The 14,977-nt window shown below is 71.8% G+C and carries 14 protein-coding genes; 8 read left to right on the forward strand and 6 right to left on the reverse strand.

The window, feature by feature from the left end; all coding sequences use genetic code 11:
* Positions 1–78: 78 nt before the first annotated feature.
* Positions 79–285, reverse strand: a complete 207-nt coding sequence (locus tag ACFRKB_RS34670; protein WP_365973488.1) for a DUF5999 family protein — start codon at positions 283–285, stop codon at positions 79–81.
* 315 nt (positions 286–600) lie between these two features.
* Positions 601–1,209, reverse strand: coding sequence for a hypothetical protein (locus ACFRKB_RS34675; protein ID WP_383110582.1), 609 nt, complete (start codon positions 1,207–1,209; stop codon positions 601–603).
* Positions 1,210–1,713: 504 nt separating this feature from the next.
* Here ACFRKB_RS34675 and ACFRKB_RS34680 point away from each other — a divergent pair.
* Positions 1,714–3,237 carry a glutamate--cysteine ligase gene (locus ACFRKB_RS34680; protein ID WP_383110583.1) on the forward strand — a complete coding sequence of 508 codons (1,524 nt, stop codon included), beginning with the start codon at positions 1,714–1,716 and terminating at the stop codon, positions 3,235–3,237.
* Between the two features lie 41 nt (positions 3,238–3,278).
* Here the strand turns inward: ACFRKB_RS34680 and ACFRKB_RS34685 are convergent, their stop codons facing one another.
* On the reverse strand, positions 3,279–5,075 hold the full coding sequence (locus ACFRKB_RS34685; protein WP_383110584.1) for a substrate-binding domain-containing protein: 1,797 nt from the start codon (positions 5,073–5,075) through the stop codon (positions 3,279–3,281).
* A gap of 242 nt (positions 5,076–5,317) precedes the next feature.
* On the opposite strand from ACFRKB_RS34685, the gene ACFRKB_RS34690 reads away from it, so the two are divergent.
* Entirely contained in the window at positions 5,318–6,058 is a 741-nt protein-coding gene (locus ACFRKB_RS34690; RefSeq protein WP_383110627.1) for a CPBP family intramembrane glutamic endopeptidase, read from the forward strand.
* Between the two features lie 66 nt (positions 6,059–6,124).
* On the opposite strand, the gene ACFRKB_RS34695 is transcribed toward ACFRKB_RS34690, so the two are convergent.
* On the reverse strand, positions 6,125–6,946 hold the full coding sequence (locus tag ACFRKB_RS34695; protein WP_383110585.1) for a PhzF family phenazine biosynthesis protein: 822 nt from the start codon (positions 6,944–6,946) through the stop codon (positions 6,125–6,127).
* Between the two features lie 140 nt (positions 6,947–7,086).
* Between ACFRKB_RS34695 and ACFRKB_RS34700 the strand changes: the two genes are divergently transcribed.
* From ACFRKB_RS34700 to ACFRKB_RS34715, 4 genes are all read left to right on the forward strand, one after another.
* The gene (locus ACFRKB_RS34700) at positions 7,087–7,716 is read left to right on the forward strand and encodes a PadR family transcriptional regulator (protein ID WP_383110586.1); all 630 of its coding nucleotides are present in this window, start codon (positions 7,087–7,089) and stop codon (positions 7,714–7,716) included.
* A 238-nt stretch (positions 7,717–7,954) separates the two neighbouring features.
* On the forward strand, positions 7,955–8,506 hold the full coding sequence (locus ACFRKB_RS34705; protein WP_383110587.1) for a Clp protease N-terminal domain-containing protein: 552 nt from the start codon (positions 7,955–7,957) through the stop codon (positions 8,504–8,506).
* Positions 8,507–8,612: 106 nt separating this feature from the next.
* Entirely contained in the window at positions 8,613–9,596 is a 984-nt protein-coding gene (locus ACFRKB_RS34710; RefSeq protein ID WP_383110588.1) for an EamA family transporter, read from the forward strand.
* Positions 9,597–9,781: 185 nt separating this feature from the next.
* A complete protein-coding gene (locus ACFRKB_RS34715) occupies positions 9,782–10,747 on the forward strand; it encodes a DMT family transporter (RefSeq protein ID WP_383110589.1) in 966 nt (321 codons plus the stop codon).
* A gap of 59 nt (positions 10,748–10,806) precedes the next feature.
* Here ACFRKB_RS34715 and ACFRKB_RS34720 read toward each other — a convergent pair whose 3' ends face one another.
* On the reverse strand, positions 10,807–11,508 hold the full coding sequence (locus ACFRKB_RS34720; RefSeq protein WP_383110590.1) for a pyridoxamine 5'-phosphate oxidase family protein: 702 nt from the start codon (positions 11,506–11,508) through the stop codon (positions 10,807–10,809).
* Between the two features lie 35 nt (positions 11,509–11,543).
* Here ACFRKB_RS34720 and ACFRKB_RS34725 point away from each other — a divergent pair, with 35 nt between their 5' ends.
* Positions 11,544–12,875, forward strand: a complete 1,332-nt coding sequence (locus ACFRKB_RS34725; RefSeq protein WP_383110591.1) for an aminotransferase class I/II-fold pyridoxal phosphate-dependent enzyme — start codon at positions 11,544–11,546, stop codon at positions 12,873–12,875.
* 54 nt (positions 12,876–12,929) lie between these two features.
* Here the strand turns inward: ACFRKB_RS34725 and ACFRKB_RS34730 are convergent, their stop codons facing one another.
* A complete protein-coding gene (locus tag ACFRKB_RS34730) occupies positions 12,930–13,943 on the reverse strand; it encodes a DMT family transporter (RefSeq protein WP_383110592.1) in 1,014 nt (337 codons plus the stop codon).
* A 73-nt stretch (positions 13,944–14,016) separates the two neighbouring features.
* Between ACFRKB_RS34730 and ACFRKB_RS34735 the strand changes: the two genes are divergently transcribed.
* Positions 14,017–14,934: a LysR family transcriptional regulator gene (locus ACFRKB_RS34735; RefSeq protein ID WP_383110593.1), complete on the forward strand. Its 918-nt coding sequence runs from the start codon at positions 14,017–14,019 to the stop codon at positions 14,932–14,934.
* Positions 14,935–14,977: the final 43 nt, after the last annotated feature.

Below are 14,977 nucleotides of genomic sequence, written 5' to 3' on the forward strand. Positions count from 1 at the left end.
GCGTCGGGGCCGGTGCGGAGGAAGGTCTCCGGGCCGGCCCCAGTCATTCCGGCGGCGTCCGGACGCCGCCGGGCGGCGTCAGGCCGCCGTCACCACCTGTTCGGTCCGCAGCGGCCGGTGCGGGGCGATGATCTTCCCGTCGGGCAGCAGTTCGCCGGTGTCCTCGAAGAGCAGAACGCCGTTGCACAGCAGACCCCAGCCCTGCTCCGGGTGGTGAGCCATCAGTCGGGCGGCGTCGCGGTCGGCGGAGTCGGCTGTGGGGCAGGCTGGTTGGTGCTGGCACATGGGCGAGTTCTTTCGCTGTGTCGTAGTGGGTGTCCTGCGGCTCGATGTGGTCATGGCCGCCCCCCGTATTCTGTCTGGTCCAGTCCTAGTCTTGCCCCACGGACGGCAATCCGCAGGGATTTCGCGGCAGCGCTTCCTTCTGCTTGAGGACGTGTCACCCAGCCGGACGGTTCAGTTCAACTTGACCGTCTTTCCGGGTGGTTCGGGGTGGCCGAACCGGGCTACGCCGGATGAGCAGAAAGGTACCCCGCGACCATAGCGGCCGCGGGGTACGGGAGGAACACATGACGCGGGCGCGCTGCCCGCGCTCCGGCCTCAGGCCGGCGTACGCAGCAGTGGCGCGGGCGCGAGCCGCAGGCCGATCATGGGCAGCAACTCGGCGACGTGGTGCGGGCGGTGGGCCGCGATGCCCGGCGGGGCCGGTGCGAGAGGCACCAGGATGTCGGCCGGCGCGGGGGACCCCGTGGAGGCGTCTGCCTCCGTGTCCCCGTGCAGCCAGAGCGTCAGCATGTAGAGCTCCGGCACCGAGAGCAGCCGGGGCTGGTACGCCGTCCCCAGCGCCTCCGCCTGCCGTACCGCCCGCTCCGTCGCGGTGATGTACGGGCCCTCGAAGAACCGGGAGAAGGCCCAGCCGTCCGCGGTGAGCATCGTGTCCGCGGCGGCGACGGCGCGGTCACCGCTGCGGATCAGGAAGCGCCAGCCTGCCAGCCTGGTCCGTGACGTACGTCCCGCCGGGGCGGTCGCCCGGGCTGCCGGGCTGACGTGGTCGAGCACATGGACGGGCAGCGGGAGTTCGGGGCTCAGCGGTCCCTGGACGGACTGCAGAGCGGGGGTGCGGGCATCGCGCACAGCGGTAGGGGAACCGAGTGCCGCGAGAACGCTGCGCAGGGCGGGCGCGGGAGCCGGGGGAACATGCAGCGGCATGGTGGGTTGCCTCTCACTCAGGAGACAGGGGTGACGCTTGAGGTGGAGCATGGGCGGGTGCGGACGTCGCTGTCAGCGTGCGTGGTCAGAGGTGGGCTCAGGGCTGTACGGCCGGACGCCGACTCTCTGCCTCGTATACGGGAGTTTATACGACACGTGTTCGTGCCATGTTTCTGCTAGCTCTCCTGCATATTGCGGACAAGGCACTATTAAGTCCATCTCCTGCGTAGTTTCTGCTGATAAGCGCGGAACGCAGGCGTCTGGCCTGGGGTGATTCATTCGCCACGGACGGCCGAAACTCGTCGGCGTTTTTCGCGGCCGGTCGGGCAGTGGATGCAGAACACCACGCCATGCCAAAGGAATGTGCCGCACGACCGATGTCCACACTGTACCGGGTACACGGTGTCGGCGGGGCGTTACGGATCACTCAGTGTGGGCATTATCGATCGTGACGCGAGCGCCCGGTGCCGCGGGCTGCCCACTCGATCGAGGAGGGACACTTCGATGGGTGAGAAGGTCGAGGCGGGCGGTCCCGGACTGTCCGATCGGCAGAAGTACCGCAGAAAGCTGCAACAGTGCCTGGCGGTGCTGGGGCGGCTCCTGGCGGAGGAGGGGTTCGACCGGCCCAAGAATCTGATGGGACTGGAGATCGAGCTGAATCTCGCGGGGTCCGACGGGATGCCCCGGATGATGAATGCCGAGGTGCTGAAGCGTATCGCGAGCGGTGATTTCCAGACCGAACTCGGAATGTTCAACCTGGAAGTGAACGTGGCTCCGCACCGGCTGGCCGGACGGGTTCTCGACCAGCTCGCCGAGGAACTCCGTACCGGCCTCGGATATGCCCACCGCAAAGCGAGCGAGGTCGACGCGGGGATCGTGATGATCGGAATTCTCCCGACCCTCACCCGGCATGACGTGGTCTCCGCGAATCTCTCCGACGTCGACCGCTACACCCTGCTCAACGAACAGATGCTGGCGGCCAGGGGCGAGGATTTCACCCTCGACATCGAAGGCGTCGAGCGGCTCACCTGCACCTCGTCGTCGATCACTCCGGAGGCCGCCTGCACCTCCGTACAGCTCCATCTCCAGGTCACGCCCGACCGGTTCGCCGATGTGTGGAACGCCGCCCAGGCCATGGCATCGGTGCAGGTGGCACTCGGTGCCAACGCGCCGTTCCTGTTCGGCCGGGAGCTGTGGCGGGAGTCCAGGCCGCCGCTCTTCGAACAGGCCACCGACACCAGGCCGCCGGAGCTGAAGGCCCAGGGGGTGCGGCCCAGAACCTGGTTCGGGGAGCGCTGGATCGACTCCGCGTACGACCTCTTCGAGGAGAATCTGCGCTACTTCCCGCCGCTGCTGCCGATCTGCGACGACGAGGACCCGCTGCGGGTGCTCGACAACGGGGGAGTGCCGGAGCTCCAGGAACTGGCGCTGCACAACGGGACGGTCTACCGCTGGAACCGGCCGGTGTACGAGGTCGCCGACGGCGTACCGCATCTGCGGGTGGAGAACCGCGTACTGCCCGCGGGTCCCACCGTCACCGACGTGATCGCCAACACCGCCTTCTATTACGGGCTCGTGCGCGCGCTCGCCGAGGACGCCAGACCGGTCTGGAGCCGGCTGCCCTTCGCCGACGCGGCGGCCAACTTCGACCTCGCCTGCCGCTATGGCATCGACGCGGAGCTGCGCTGGCCGCGCCCCGGCCGGGCCGCCGGTCTGACGACCGTGCCGGTGGTCAAGCTCGTACGCGACGAACTGCTGCCGCTCGCCGCGGCCGGTCTGGACGCGTGGCAGATCGAGCCGGCGGACCGCGACTTCTATCTCGGTGTGATCGAGGAGCGCTGCAAGCGGCGGATGAACGGGGCCTCGTGGCAGGTGGACACCTTCCACCGGGCGCTGGAGGCCGGGCTTGAGCGGCACGCCGCCCTGGCGGCCACCACCCGTCGCTACTGCGAGCTGATGCACCAGGGCGAGCCGGTGCACAGCTGGCCGCTGGGGTTCCCGGGGTCCTCTCCCGACGGGACGGGATGAGGGGTGACGTACGGCCCGCCGCCCCCTCGCGGCCGCCGTACTCAGGACCGGTCGGACGCCGTCGGGCCGGTCAGTCCGGCCGACAGCATGACCGCCCGCAGCATCACCGCCTGGATCTCGGCCGGGTCGCTCACCTCGTAGCCCGCGCCTCCGGTGGCCCTGGCGATGGTGTCGACCTCGCCGCGGTCGGCGTCGGGGCCTACCGCGATCGCGATCAGCGGTACCGGGCGGCGGGGGTCGACGACGGTCTTGAGCTTCTTGATCAGTTCGGTTCGTGAGAGCGAGTCGTCGTCCTTGTTGGAGCCGTCGGTGAGGATGACGAGCGCGTTGAACTTGCCGCTCACGTACGTGGCCACCGCTTGCCGGTACGCGGCGAGCATCGTGTCGTACAGACCGGTGTCGCCGTCCGGGACCGGCTTGAGCGCGGTGAAGGCGTCCGAGAGCCGGTCCCGGTGCGTGCCGCCGCCCTTCACCGGCTCGCCCAGCCGGGCCGTCTTCTCCAGCTCGCGGTAGTCCTTGGCGCCGTCCAGCCGGGTGGCGAACTCCCACAGTCCGATCTCGTCCTCGGCGGTGAACCCCGCGAGAGCCCGGAGCAGCGAGGCTTTCGTGATGTCCATCCGGCTCTGGCCGTCGCGGCCGGGCACGGGCGCCGCCATCGAACCGGACGTGTCCACGACCGTCGTCAGCCGCGCGCTCTGCACCGTCACCGTCCACAGACCGAGCGCCCGCTGAAGCGACTCCGGGGACGGCGGTCCGGCGTCGATCCCGTCGTACGGCTGGGGTGCGAGGCCGCCCGCCGTACGGACCAGGGTCGGGTCCAGCGCGGTGTCCGCCACCCTGAAGCCGCGCTTCTGGAGCGTGCGGCAGGCGGCCTCGTCGCCGAGCAGCGCCATGAACCGCATGGCGGCGCGGCTCCGGTCGGTGGTCAGCTCCGTCTCGTCGACCAGGCTGTACGGGTAGTCGAGTACGGGGGCGCCGTCCGTGGGGTAGAAGAGATTGAGGTTCGCGGAGCCGTTGCCCTCGGAGTTGTGGGCGAACGCGGCCTGTTCGGAGAGCAGCACCGCCTCATTGCGGCGGGGATTGCCCTTCTCCGCGCCCGAGTCGTCCTGCGCCAGTGTCTCCAGCACGCGCGTGTCGGTGTCGGAGACGCGCTGGGTGAGGAGTTCGGCGGTGGCCGCGGTACGGGTGTCGCTGTCGGCGCCCTTCTGCCGCGAGGACTCGGCGATGCTGCTGAGCGCGAGCAGCCCCGTGGCGCTGCGGGCCGGGTCGGCCGAGCCGAGCAGCAGTCCGTCCGGGCCGGTCGCGGTCGCGGCCAGTTCGGCCCATGTATAGCTCTTGCGGGGCCAGCCCAGGGTGCGCGCGGTCGTGGGGACGGTGGCCAGCGTCACCGGGGAGGTGGCGACCGTGCCGGCCGGGGTCAGCGGGATGCCGTCGCCAAGTCCCTTGGCGCGCTCCACCCAGATATCGGAGTCGGGCACCCATACCTGGTAGCCGGGTGTCCCGGAGCCGTCGGCGAGCGCGGCGGCGACCTGGTAGTTCTCGCGTGCCTCGACCCGTACATCGAGACAGTGGCCGTCGGTGGTCACCCGGTCCTGGCGCGCGCGGTCCGCGATGGCGCGCAGCGCGGGGGCGATATCGGGGGAGGCCGCCAGGTCCAGCCGTACCGGAGCGTCCGCGCAGGGATCGTCGAAGGAGAGAAGGCCGCTCTGTGCGGCCACCCCCGTCCCCGCCGCCACGGCCAGGACCAGCGCGGTGGCGATGGAGACGGTGCGGCGGCGCGGTGAACGGGCCCTGCCCGCGCCGCTCACCTTCGCGTCGGGCAAGCTGTGACGTCCCATGACGGTGGCGCCCCTCCTTCATGAAGGGTGTACAAGGGCTGGAAGAGTGGACGAGGACGAGCCTCGCCACGCGAACGGCGAATCGCTCCCCCGGCCTGTCGCGCGCGATCTTCGTACCTGCATTCGAGACCCTAGCGGCACCGCGTGAGGCATGAGGCGGGAATACTCAACTGGAGGCAGGTGTGCAGGCGGAGGCGGGCCAGGAGGACGGTTTCCATCCCCGGGAGGCCATCTCGCGCGGGATGTTGCGGTCCGAGACGGTACTCGTACTGGCGCTCTCGCTCGGCGCGAGCGCGGTGTCCGCGCTGATCAGTTTCATCGGCTCGCTGACCAGACCGGAGGCGCTGGGTGACCAGGCGGCGAGGCTCAACACGTCGGCCGCGCCCGGCCGGCCCTGGCTCGATCTCACCTGGCAGCTCTTCGGGATCTGTACGGCGCTGGTGCCGGTCCTGCTGGTCGCGCATCTGCTGACCCGGGAGGGCAGCGGGCTGCGTGACATCGGCTTCGACGGCCGGCGGCCCTGGCCGGACCTGGGCCGCGGCACGCTCGTCGCGGCCGGTATCGGGAGCGCCGGGCTCGCGTTCTATCTGGTGATGCAGGCGGCGGGCTTCAATCTGACGGTGGAGCCGGAATCGCTGCCCGATGTGTGGTGGAAGTTTCCGGTGCTGATCCTCTCCGCGGCGCAGAACTCCGTGCTGGAGGAGGTCATCGTCGTCGGCTATCTGCTGCGCAGGCTCGGACAGCTGGGGTGGTCGCCGATGGGCGCGCTGGTGGCCAGCTCGGTGCTGCGCGGCTCGTACCACCTGTACCAGGGGATCGGCGGCTTCATCGGCAACATGGTGATGGGCGTCGTCTTCGTACTGCTCTACCGGCGCTGGGGGCGCGTCGGGCCGCTGGTGGTGGCCCACACACTGCTCGATATCGGGGCGTTCGTCGGGTACGCGCTGCTCGCCGGGAAGGTGGACTGGCTGCCGACGGTGTAGCTCCGGGCCCGGAGGGCGGGACGGTGAGGGGGCGTACGGGCTGTCCGTGCGCCCCCTCCGCCGTGGTCACGGGGAGCTGAGCAGCTCGCCGTCGATGACCGTCACCGCTCGTCCGGTGAGCAGGGTGCGGTCGCCGCGCAGTGAGGTGCGGACGAGGCCGGTACGGGCGGAGGCCTGGAGGCCGGTCAGTTCGGTACGGCCCAGCCGAGCGGACCAGAACGGGGCGAGCGCCGTGTGGGCGCTGCCGGTCACCGGGTCCTCGTCGATTCCGACGCCGGGGAAGAAACCGCGGGAGACGAAGTCATGGCCCAGGCCCGGGTGCTGGGCGGCGGCGGTGACGATGATGCCGCGCCGGGAGAGTCCGGCGAGCGCGGCGTGGTCGGGGGTGAGCGCGCGTACGGCCGGTTCGTCGGCCAGTTCGACCAGCAGATCGCCGACGTGCTCCGAGGTGTTGTGGACCGCGACCGGCTCGGCGCCCAGCGCGGACGCGAGCCCGTCCGGGACCGGTACGGGCGTCAGCGAGGACGTCGGGAAGTCCAGGGTGAGCGAGCCGTCCTCGTGCGCGAGGGCGCCGAGGATCCCGGAGCGCGTCGCGAAGCGCAGGGCGCCGCTCGCGCGTCCGGTGGAGCGCAGCACATGCGCGGTGGCGAGCGTGGCGTGGCCGCACAGATCCACTTCGGTGGCCGGGGTGAACCAGCGCAGCGCCCAGTCCGCCTCGCCGCCGGGCGGCAGGGGGTGCGCGTAGGCCGTCTCCGAGAGGTTCACCTCGGCGGCGACCCGCTGGAGCCAGTCGTCGTCGGGGAAGCCGGTGGAGTCGAGGAGCAGCACCCCGGCGGGGTTGCCCGTGAAGGGGCGGTCGGCGAAGGCGTCGACGATTCGAATACGCATGGGCGGAGCGTAGAAGGCGTGGAAAGCCGCAGGCCAAGGCCAATCCGGGAAGCGCGGCCCGAGAATGCTTGCCGAACGAGCTGTTCCGATATATCGTTGACGCATCGCGACAGATCAACGATGTAGAGAGTGTGAGAGCGATGCGTTCACATGGACATGACCATGACCATGGACACGGGCGCGGACACGGTCCGGGCCCCGGCGCCTGCGGACCCGGCCACCAGGGCAGGGGCGACTTCGAGGCGCGGCGCGGGGCTTTCGGCCCGTTCGGGCCCGGCTTCGGCGGCCCCTTCGGTGGCGGTGGCCGCGGGCGCGGCGGTGGCAGGGGAAGGGCGCGGCGCGGCGATGTGCGCGCGTCGATCCTGGCCCTGCTGAAGGACCGGCCCATGCACGGCTACGAGATGATCCAGGAGATCGGCGAGCGCAGCGGCGGGGCCTGGCGTCCCAGCCCCGGCTCGGTGTACCCGACGCTCCAGCTGCTGGAGGACGAGGGGCTGATCACCAGCCAGAGCGAGGGCGGCAAGAAGCTGTTCACGCTGACCGAGACCGGGCGGACGGAGGCCGAATCGGGGCCCGAGGCCCCGTGGGAAGAGGCCGGCCGGGGCATCGACTGGGACACGATGAACGAGATCCGTCAGGCCGGCTTCGGGCTGATGGAGGCGTTCGGACAGGTCTGGAAGACCGGTACGCCCGAGCAGCGCCAGAAGGCTCTGGCGGTCATCACCGAATCGCGCAAGAAGCTCTATCTGATCCTCGCCGATGAGGACTGAGCGCGCTTCGGCCCGTAGTGGAGGCCCCGCGGCCACGCCTGTAGCGCAGGCGCCGCGGGGCCTCTTCGTGTTGTGGTCCACCGCGCGGAGGCAAGGCGGCGCGCTTCACCGGGGAGAGCAAGGGGGCGATCTCATTCGTAAGGAGGAGAACCGGTCCAGATGTGCCCAACTCCGGTGGGACGTGAGAATGCTCCCCGGCGGGGATGCTCCGCGAGTCCGGGGCTGATGGGGTGAGAGGGTGCAGAGCCCACCTCCGGGGGTGCCGGAACCGTCCGCACCGAACCGACCCGATACCGCGTCCGTGCGCGCCGATGTCGAGGCCCGGCTCACTCCGGAGCTGGCATCCGTCGTCTCGGGCGCGCGCAGAAGGGCGCACCGCGACGGGGACCGGCAGATCGACACCGCCCATCTGCTGCACTCACTTCTGGAGACCGACCCCGGGGTACGGGCCGCGTTCGGCGACGGTCCCCAACTGGCCCGGGTGCTCGGCTATCTCGTGCAGCGGAGCATCGGCTACGGACTGCGCTGGCAGGGAACCGTGGAGGACTCCGGGGCCGTACCCGTGGTGCGGGAGCGCCCCGTGACGGGCTGGTCGCCCCCGGCCGTCACCGCCATGGCGAGCGCGCTGGAACGGGCCGAGCTGCGTGGTGAGCCACTGGCCGGCGGGCTCGATCTGCTCGCCGCGCTCGCCGCCGACCGGGAGTGCCGGGCGGTCGATGTGCTCGAACGGGCCGGGGTGGACGCGCGATCGCTGGCCGGGCGGCTGTCCGGTACGTCACGATCGGTCTGACCGCGGGCGATTCGGCCGGCCGTGCCGCGTCACCGCGCCGGACATCTGCTGTCTCGACAGGTGTCATGAGGATGACGCTCCTGACGTCGGCTGTCATGATGACGCCATGCACATGTCTCAGGGGAGGAGCGTCGGCCTGGGCCTTGCCCTGGCCTCGGCGTTCGCGTTCGGCGGTTCGGGCGTGGCGGCCAAGCCGCTGATAGAAGCGGGGCTGGACCCGCTCCATGTCGTCTGGCTACGGGTCACCGGCGCCGCCCTGGTCATGCTTCCGGTCGCCTGGCGCCATCGGGCGCTGGTGCGGCGGCGGCCCGCGCTGCTGGCCGGATTCGGCCTGCTGGCCGTCGCGGGCGTCCAGGCCTGCTACTTCGCCGCGATCTCCCGTATCCCCGTCGGGGTCGCGCTGCTCATCGAGTATCTGGCCCCCGCGCTCGTCCTCCTCTGGGTCCGGTTCGTCCAGCGGCGGCCCGTGACCCGCGCCGCCGCCGTCGGGGTCGTTCTCGCGGTGGGCGGGCTCGCCTGTGTGGTCGAGGTCTGGGCCGGGCTGGGCTTCGACCCGGTCGGGGTGCTCCTCGCGCTCGCCGCCGCCTGTTGCCAGGTCGGCTACTTCGTCCTCTCGGACCAGGGCGCCGACGGGGAGCACCCGGCCGATCCGCTGGGCGTGATCGCGTACGGACTGCTCGTCGGGGCCGTCGTCCTGACGGTGGTCGCCCGGCCCTGGGGGATGGACTGGGCGCTGCTCGGCGGGAGCGCCGACCTGGGCGGAACGAGCGTGGCCGCGGCCCTGCTGCTCGGCTGGATCGTGCTGATCGCCACCGTGCTCGCCTATGTGACCGGAGTGATCTCCGTACGCCGGCTCTCGCCGCAGGTGGCGGGCGTGGTCGCCTGTCTGGAGGCGGTCATCGCGACCGTACTGGCCTGGGTGCTGCTGCGCGAACACCTCTCCGCGCCGCAGATCATCGGCGGCTTCGTGGTGCTGACCGGCGCGTTCATCGCCCAGTCGTCGACGCCGAAGGCGCCTTCCGGGCCGATGGCGGGCGGTACGGGGACGGGCGACCCGGCGCGGTTGTCCGCCGGACACCCCACGACGTAGGGTGCCGATCATGCACTTGACCGTTCTTCCGCCTCCCGCGTCATAACGCGGGCGGCCCTCCGCTGACGAAGACCGGGCTCGGACAGGACCACGGCCGTACAGGCCCCTTGTCCCGAGCGGTTCGTCGCTGCCCGCGTGACGGCTGAGCGACCACACCCATCCCGTTCTTCACACGGAGACGTCACGTGTCGAATCCTGTTTCCTCCGCTGCTTCCGGCCTGCCGGTCGGGCGGAGTCTGTTCTTTCTGATCGTCGCCGGGGTCGCCTGGGGGACCGCCGGCGCCGCCGCCTCGCTGGTCTACCGGGTCAGTGACCTCGGCCCTCTCGCGCTCTCCTTCTGGCGCTGCCTGGGCGGCCTCGTCCTGCTGCTCGGCGCGCTCGCGCTCCGGCGGCGCCGGGAGGCCGCGCCCGCGGAACCGCGCCGGCGGCGGCTGCTCCGGATCCTCGGGACCGGTATCGGTCTCACCGTCTTCCAGAGCGCCTACTTCGCCGCCGTCGAAGCGACCGGTCTGGCGGTCGGTACGGTCGTCACCCTCGGCGCCGGCCCTGTCCTCATCGCGCTGGGTGCCCGCCTCACCATGGGCGAGCGGCTGGGCGGCGGCGGTCTGGTCGCGGTGACGGGCGCGCTCGCCGGGCTCGGAGTGCTGGTGCTCGGCGGTGAGGGCGGCTCCGTACGCCCGGCCGGTGTCGCGCTCGCCATCCTGTCCGCCGCCGGGTACGCGGGGATCACCCTGCTCACCCGATGGCTGGGGCGCGACGGCGGCGGTGGCGACGCGATGGCCACCACCGCCTGGGCGTTCGCCATCGGCGCGGTCCTGCTGCTGCCGGTCGCCTGGGGCGAGGGGCTGCTGCCGCACACCGCGGAACCGGCCCGGGTGGTCTGGCTGCTGGTGTATGTCGCGGCGGTGCCGACCGCGCTCGCCTACGCCCTCTACTTCGCCGGGGCGGCGGTGGTGCGGGCCGCGACGGTCTCGGTGATCATGCTGCTTGAGCCGGTCAGCGCGGCGGTGATCGCGGTCGTTCTGCTCGGTGAGCGGCTGACCGCCGCGACCCTGCTGGGTACGGTCCTGCTGCTCGCGGCGGTGACCGGTCTCGCACTGGCCGAGGCGCGCCTCGCGGCGGTACGGCGCCGGGCGGCGGCGGTGGTCTGACCGCTGCCGCCCGTACTCCGCGTGGTGTCGTCCGTGGTGCCGCCGTCGGCGGTGTCGCCTCAGAGCGCGGAGAGATAGTCCGGCAGCGCGATGGCCGGGTCGAGATCGTCGGACCGGACGGGGGCGCCGTAGCCGCGCGCGAGCGGGACGACCCCGGCCCAGTGCGGCAGCGAGAGGTCCTCGGGATCGTCGTTGGGGCCGCCCGTACGGACCTTGGCGGAGACCTCGTCGAGATCGAGTCGGATCACGGCGGTCGCCGCCAGCTCACGGGCGTTGGCCGGGCGCGAGTCGTCGGAGCGGCCGGGCACGACATGGTCGACGATCGCGTCGAGCGCGGTGCGCCGTTCCCCGGGGTCGGTCACCTGGCGTGCGATGCCGTGGACCACGACGGAGCGGTAGTTGATCGAGTGGTGGAAGGCGGAGCGCGCGAGCACCAGACCGTCGACATGCGTCACGGTCAGACAGACGGCGAGACCGGGGCCGGCCTCGTTCTCGCCGCCCGCGCGCTCCGTACCGCCGCCCGCCGCTGTCATGCGCAGCGGCCGTGAACCGGTCGAGCCATGGACGTACAGCCGCTCGCCCACCCGGCCGTAGAGCGTCGGCAGGACGACCGGAGCGCCGTCGCGGACGAAACCGAGGTGGCAGACATACGCCTCGTCGAGTATCCCGTGCACCAGCTCGCGGTCGTATGCCGCCCGCTCGCGGGCACGGGTGGGGACGGTGCGTGGGGTGGGCTGGTAGGCGGCTGTGCTCTCCGGCATTGCGCTCTCCATTGCACTAGTGCATAGTATTCTTTGTGCTAGGAGAGTATCGGATTATGGGTCGGCGCGCGGCGGAGATTTCCGCCAGCGTGGAGCGCGCGGTGGGTTCCGGGGAGCTGGCTCCCGGGCAAGTCCTCCCGCCGATGCGGGAGTTGGCGACGGAACTCGGGGTCAATCCCAATACGGTCGCCGCCGCCTACCGGAGCCTGCGGGAGCGCGGGGTGATCGAGACGGCGGGGCGCCGGGGGAGCAGGGTGCGGGCCCGCCCCGCCAGTACGGCGCGCGGCTCGATCCGGGTCGACGCGCCTCCCGGCGTACGCGATGTGTCGGAGGGCAACCCCGATCCGGCGCTGCTGCCCCCGCTGCACGACGCCCTCGCCGCCGCCGCGCGGCACAACGCGGACCATCCGGGGCTGTACGGACAGGCGCCCGTCGACCCGGAGTTCGCGCGGCTCGCCCGCGCGGGGCTCGACGCCGACGGGGTGCCCGCCGGACCGGTCGCCGTGACCTCCGGATCGCTGGACGCGATCGAACGCGTACTGGCGGCCCATCTGCGGCCCGGTGACGCGGTCGCCGTCGAGGATCCGGGCTGGGGCAGTCTGCTGGACCTGGTGCCCGCGCTCGGGCTGCGGCCCGAGCCGATGGGGGTCGACGACGAGGGGCCGCTCCCCTCCGGGCTGGCACGGGCGCTGCGGGCCGGCGTCCGCGCGGTCATCGTCACCGACCGCGCGCAGAACCCGACGGGCGCCTCGCTGGGGGCGGCACGGGCCGGGGAGCTGCGCGCGCTGCTCGCCGACCGTCCCGAGGTGCTGCTCATCGAGGACGACCACGGCCACGGCATGGTCGATCTGCCGCTCCACCCGCTCGCCGGGACCACCCGCAACTGGGCGTTCGTCCGCTCCACCGCGAAGGCGTACGGACCCGATCTGCGGATCGCGGTGCTCACCGGGGACGCCCTGACCGTGGACCGGGTGGCGGGGCGCCAGCAGCTGGGTCCCGGCTGGGTCAGCCGCCTTCTCCAGCGCGCCGTCGTGGAGCTGTGGACCTCGGGGGCCGTGGAAGTGCCGGCCGTGGCGCGGTCCTACGGCGAGCGGCGCGACGCGCTCGTACGGGCCCTGGCGGAGCGGGGCATCGAGGCGCACGGCCGGAGCGGGATGAATGTCTGGGTGCCGGTGGCCGACGAGACCGGGGCGGTGGCGCGGCTGCTGCACGCGGGCTGGGCGGTCGCGCCAGGGGCGCGCTTCCGGATGGCCACGCCGCCGGGCGTACGGCTGACGGTGTCGGAGATGACGGGCGACGACATCGGGCCGGTCGCCGACGCGGTGGCGTCGGCGGCCGGCCCGGCGCCCGCGCGCACCTACGGCTGAGGCGCGGCCGACGCAGGTGTGTCTACGGCCGGGGCGCGGTCGGCGCAGGTGTGTCTACGGCCGGGGCGCGGGCCGCTTCCTGGCCCTGCTCTGGGTGAGTGCCGCTCCCGCGAGGACGATCAGGGCGCCGACGGGGGTGTTCCAGCTCAGCTCTTCGCCGAGCAGGGTGACCCCGGCCGCCGTGGCGATGACCGGGATGAAGTACGTGACCATCTGGCCCGTCGTCGGGCCGACTTCGGCGACCACCCCGTACTGCAGCAGGATCGCCAGACCGGTGCCCAGTGCGCCGAGCACGATCACGGCGAGCAGCGGCCCCGTCGGGAACGAGGTCGGCAGGGTGGTGAACAGCGGTGTCACGAGAGCGAGTTGCAGGGTGGCGAGGAAGAGCTGCGCGCCGGTCAGCGAGAGATGGGAGCTGCTGTTGCCCGCCAGGGTGCGGCGTACGTAGATCCAGCCGATCGGATAGCTGAGCGAGGCGAGCAGCGCCATCGCCGTACCCGTGACATCCAGACCGGAGAAGCCCTGCCAGGCGCCCAGCACGGTCAGCACACCGAGGAAGCCGAGGCCGAGCCCGGCGACCCGGCGCCGGGTGGGCCGGTCCTCGGAGAGCGCGACCAGCGACAGGGCCATGCCCCAGAGCGGCGAGGTGGCGTTGCAGATGCCCGCGAGCGTCGAGGGAATCGTCAGCTCGGAGTAGGCGAACAGCGAGAACGGCAGCGCGTTGAGGAAGAACGCCGCGACGGCGAGATGCCCCCAGGTGCGGAGCCCGCGCGGCAGGCGGTCCCGCTTCACCGCCATCGCCACGGCCAGCACCGCCGTACCGAAGAACAACCGGCCGAACGTGACCTGGAAGGGCGCGAAGCCATGGGTGCCCACCTTGATGAGCAGAAAGCTGAAGCCCCAGATGAGCGCGAGCACCGCGAACCGGATGCGCCAGTCCACGGTGGGGCGGGTACGGGCGGTGTCCGGCCGCGCCGGATCGACGACGGCCGGTATGGCCGCGACGGCGGGGAGGGGAGTGGGGGAGGCGGAGTCCGGCCCGGGACGGGGCGGGGTGGCGGTGCTCATACGGACAGCGTGGCGTGAACCATCTCGTAGAACAAGCGAGATTATGTGCACCTATCTGATTAGTATTGCTTACATGTTGAATCTGGAGCGCCTGCGCACACTGGACGCCCTGGCCCGCCACGGCTCGGTGAGCGGCGCCGCCGAGGGGCTGCATGTCACCACCTCCGCAGTTTCCCAGCAGCTGGCCAAACTGGAGCGGGAGGTGGGCCAGCAACTGCTGGCCAGGAACGGGCGCGGCGTACGGCTCACCGACGCGGGACGGCTGCTCGCCGACCACGCCGCGCGGATCCTCTCCCAGGTGGAGGTCGCGCAGTCGGACATCGAGGCGCAGCGCGGCCGGGTGGTCGGAGAAGTGCGGATCTCGGCCTTCCCGACGGCCGCCCGCGGGCTCTTCCCGCTGGCGATCCGCGCGCTGCGCGAGGGCCATCCGGAGCTGCGGGTCCGCTCGCGCGAGCTGGAACCCGAGGCCGGGATCCGGGGGGTCATCAGGGGCGATCTCGATCTCGCCGTGGTGCTGGACTGGAGCAACAAGCGGCTGCCGGTGCCCGGCGGGCTGGCGACGGCTCATCTGCTCGACGATGTCCCCGATGTGGCCATGCCCGCGGACCATCCGCTCGCGGACCGGTCGGAAGTGGACCTGGAGGAGTTCGCGGACGACCCCTGGGTCTCCTGGCCGGAGGGCGAATTCTGTTACGAGTGGCTGATGTTCACGCTGCGCTCGAAGGGGTTCGAGCCGCGGATAGCGCATCTCGCGGGGGAGTACCACACCCAGCTCGCGCTGATCGCGGAGGGACTCGGAGTCTGTGTCGCGCCCCGGCTCGGCCGCGGCGCCGTGCCGGAGGGCGTGGCGGTCGTGCCCGTACGGCAGCGGATGCGCCGGCACGTCTACGCCGCGTGGCGGACGGACGCGGACCGCCGGCCGTCGATCCGGGCGGCCGTCGAGGCGCTGGAGGAAGCGGCCGGCGCCGCGAACCGGGTGGTCGGCGGCTGACCGGAGGCGAGGGCGGAGCGGGGCGGCCGGAGGGCCTCACCTT

Origin of the sequence: Streptomyces scopuliridis (assembly GCF_042790125.1) — a bacterium.
In the GTDB taxonomy this organism is placed as follows: Bacteria; Actinomycetota; Actinomycetes; order Streptomycetales; family Streptomycetaceae; genus Streptomyces; species Streptomyces scopuliridis_A.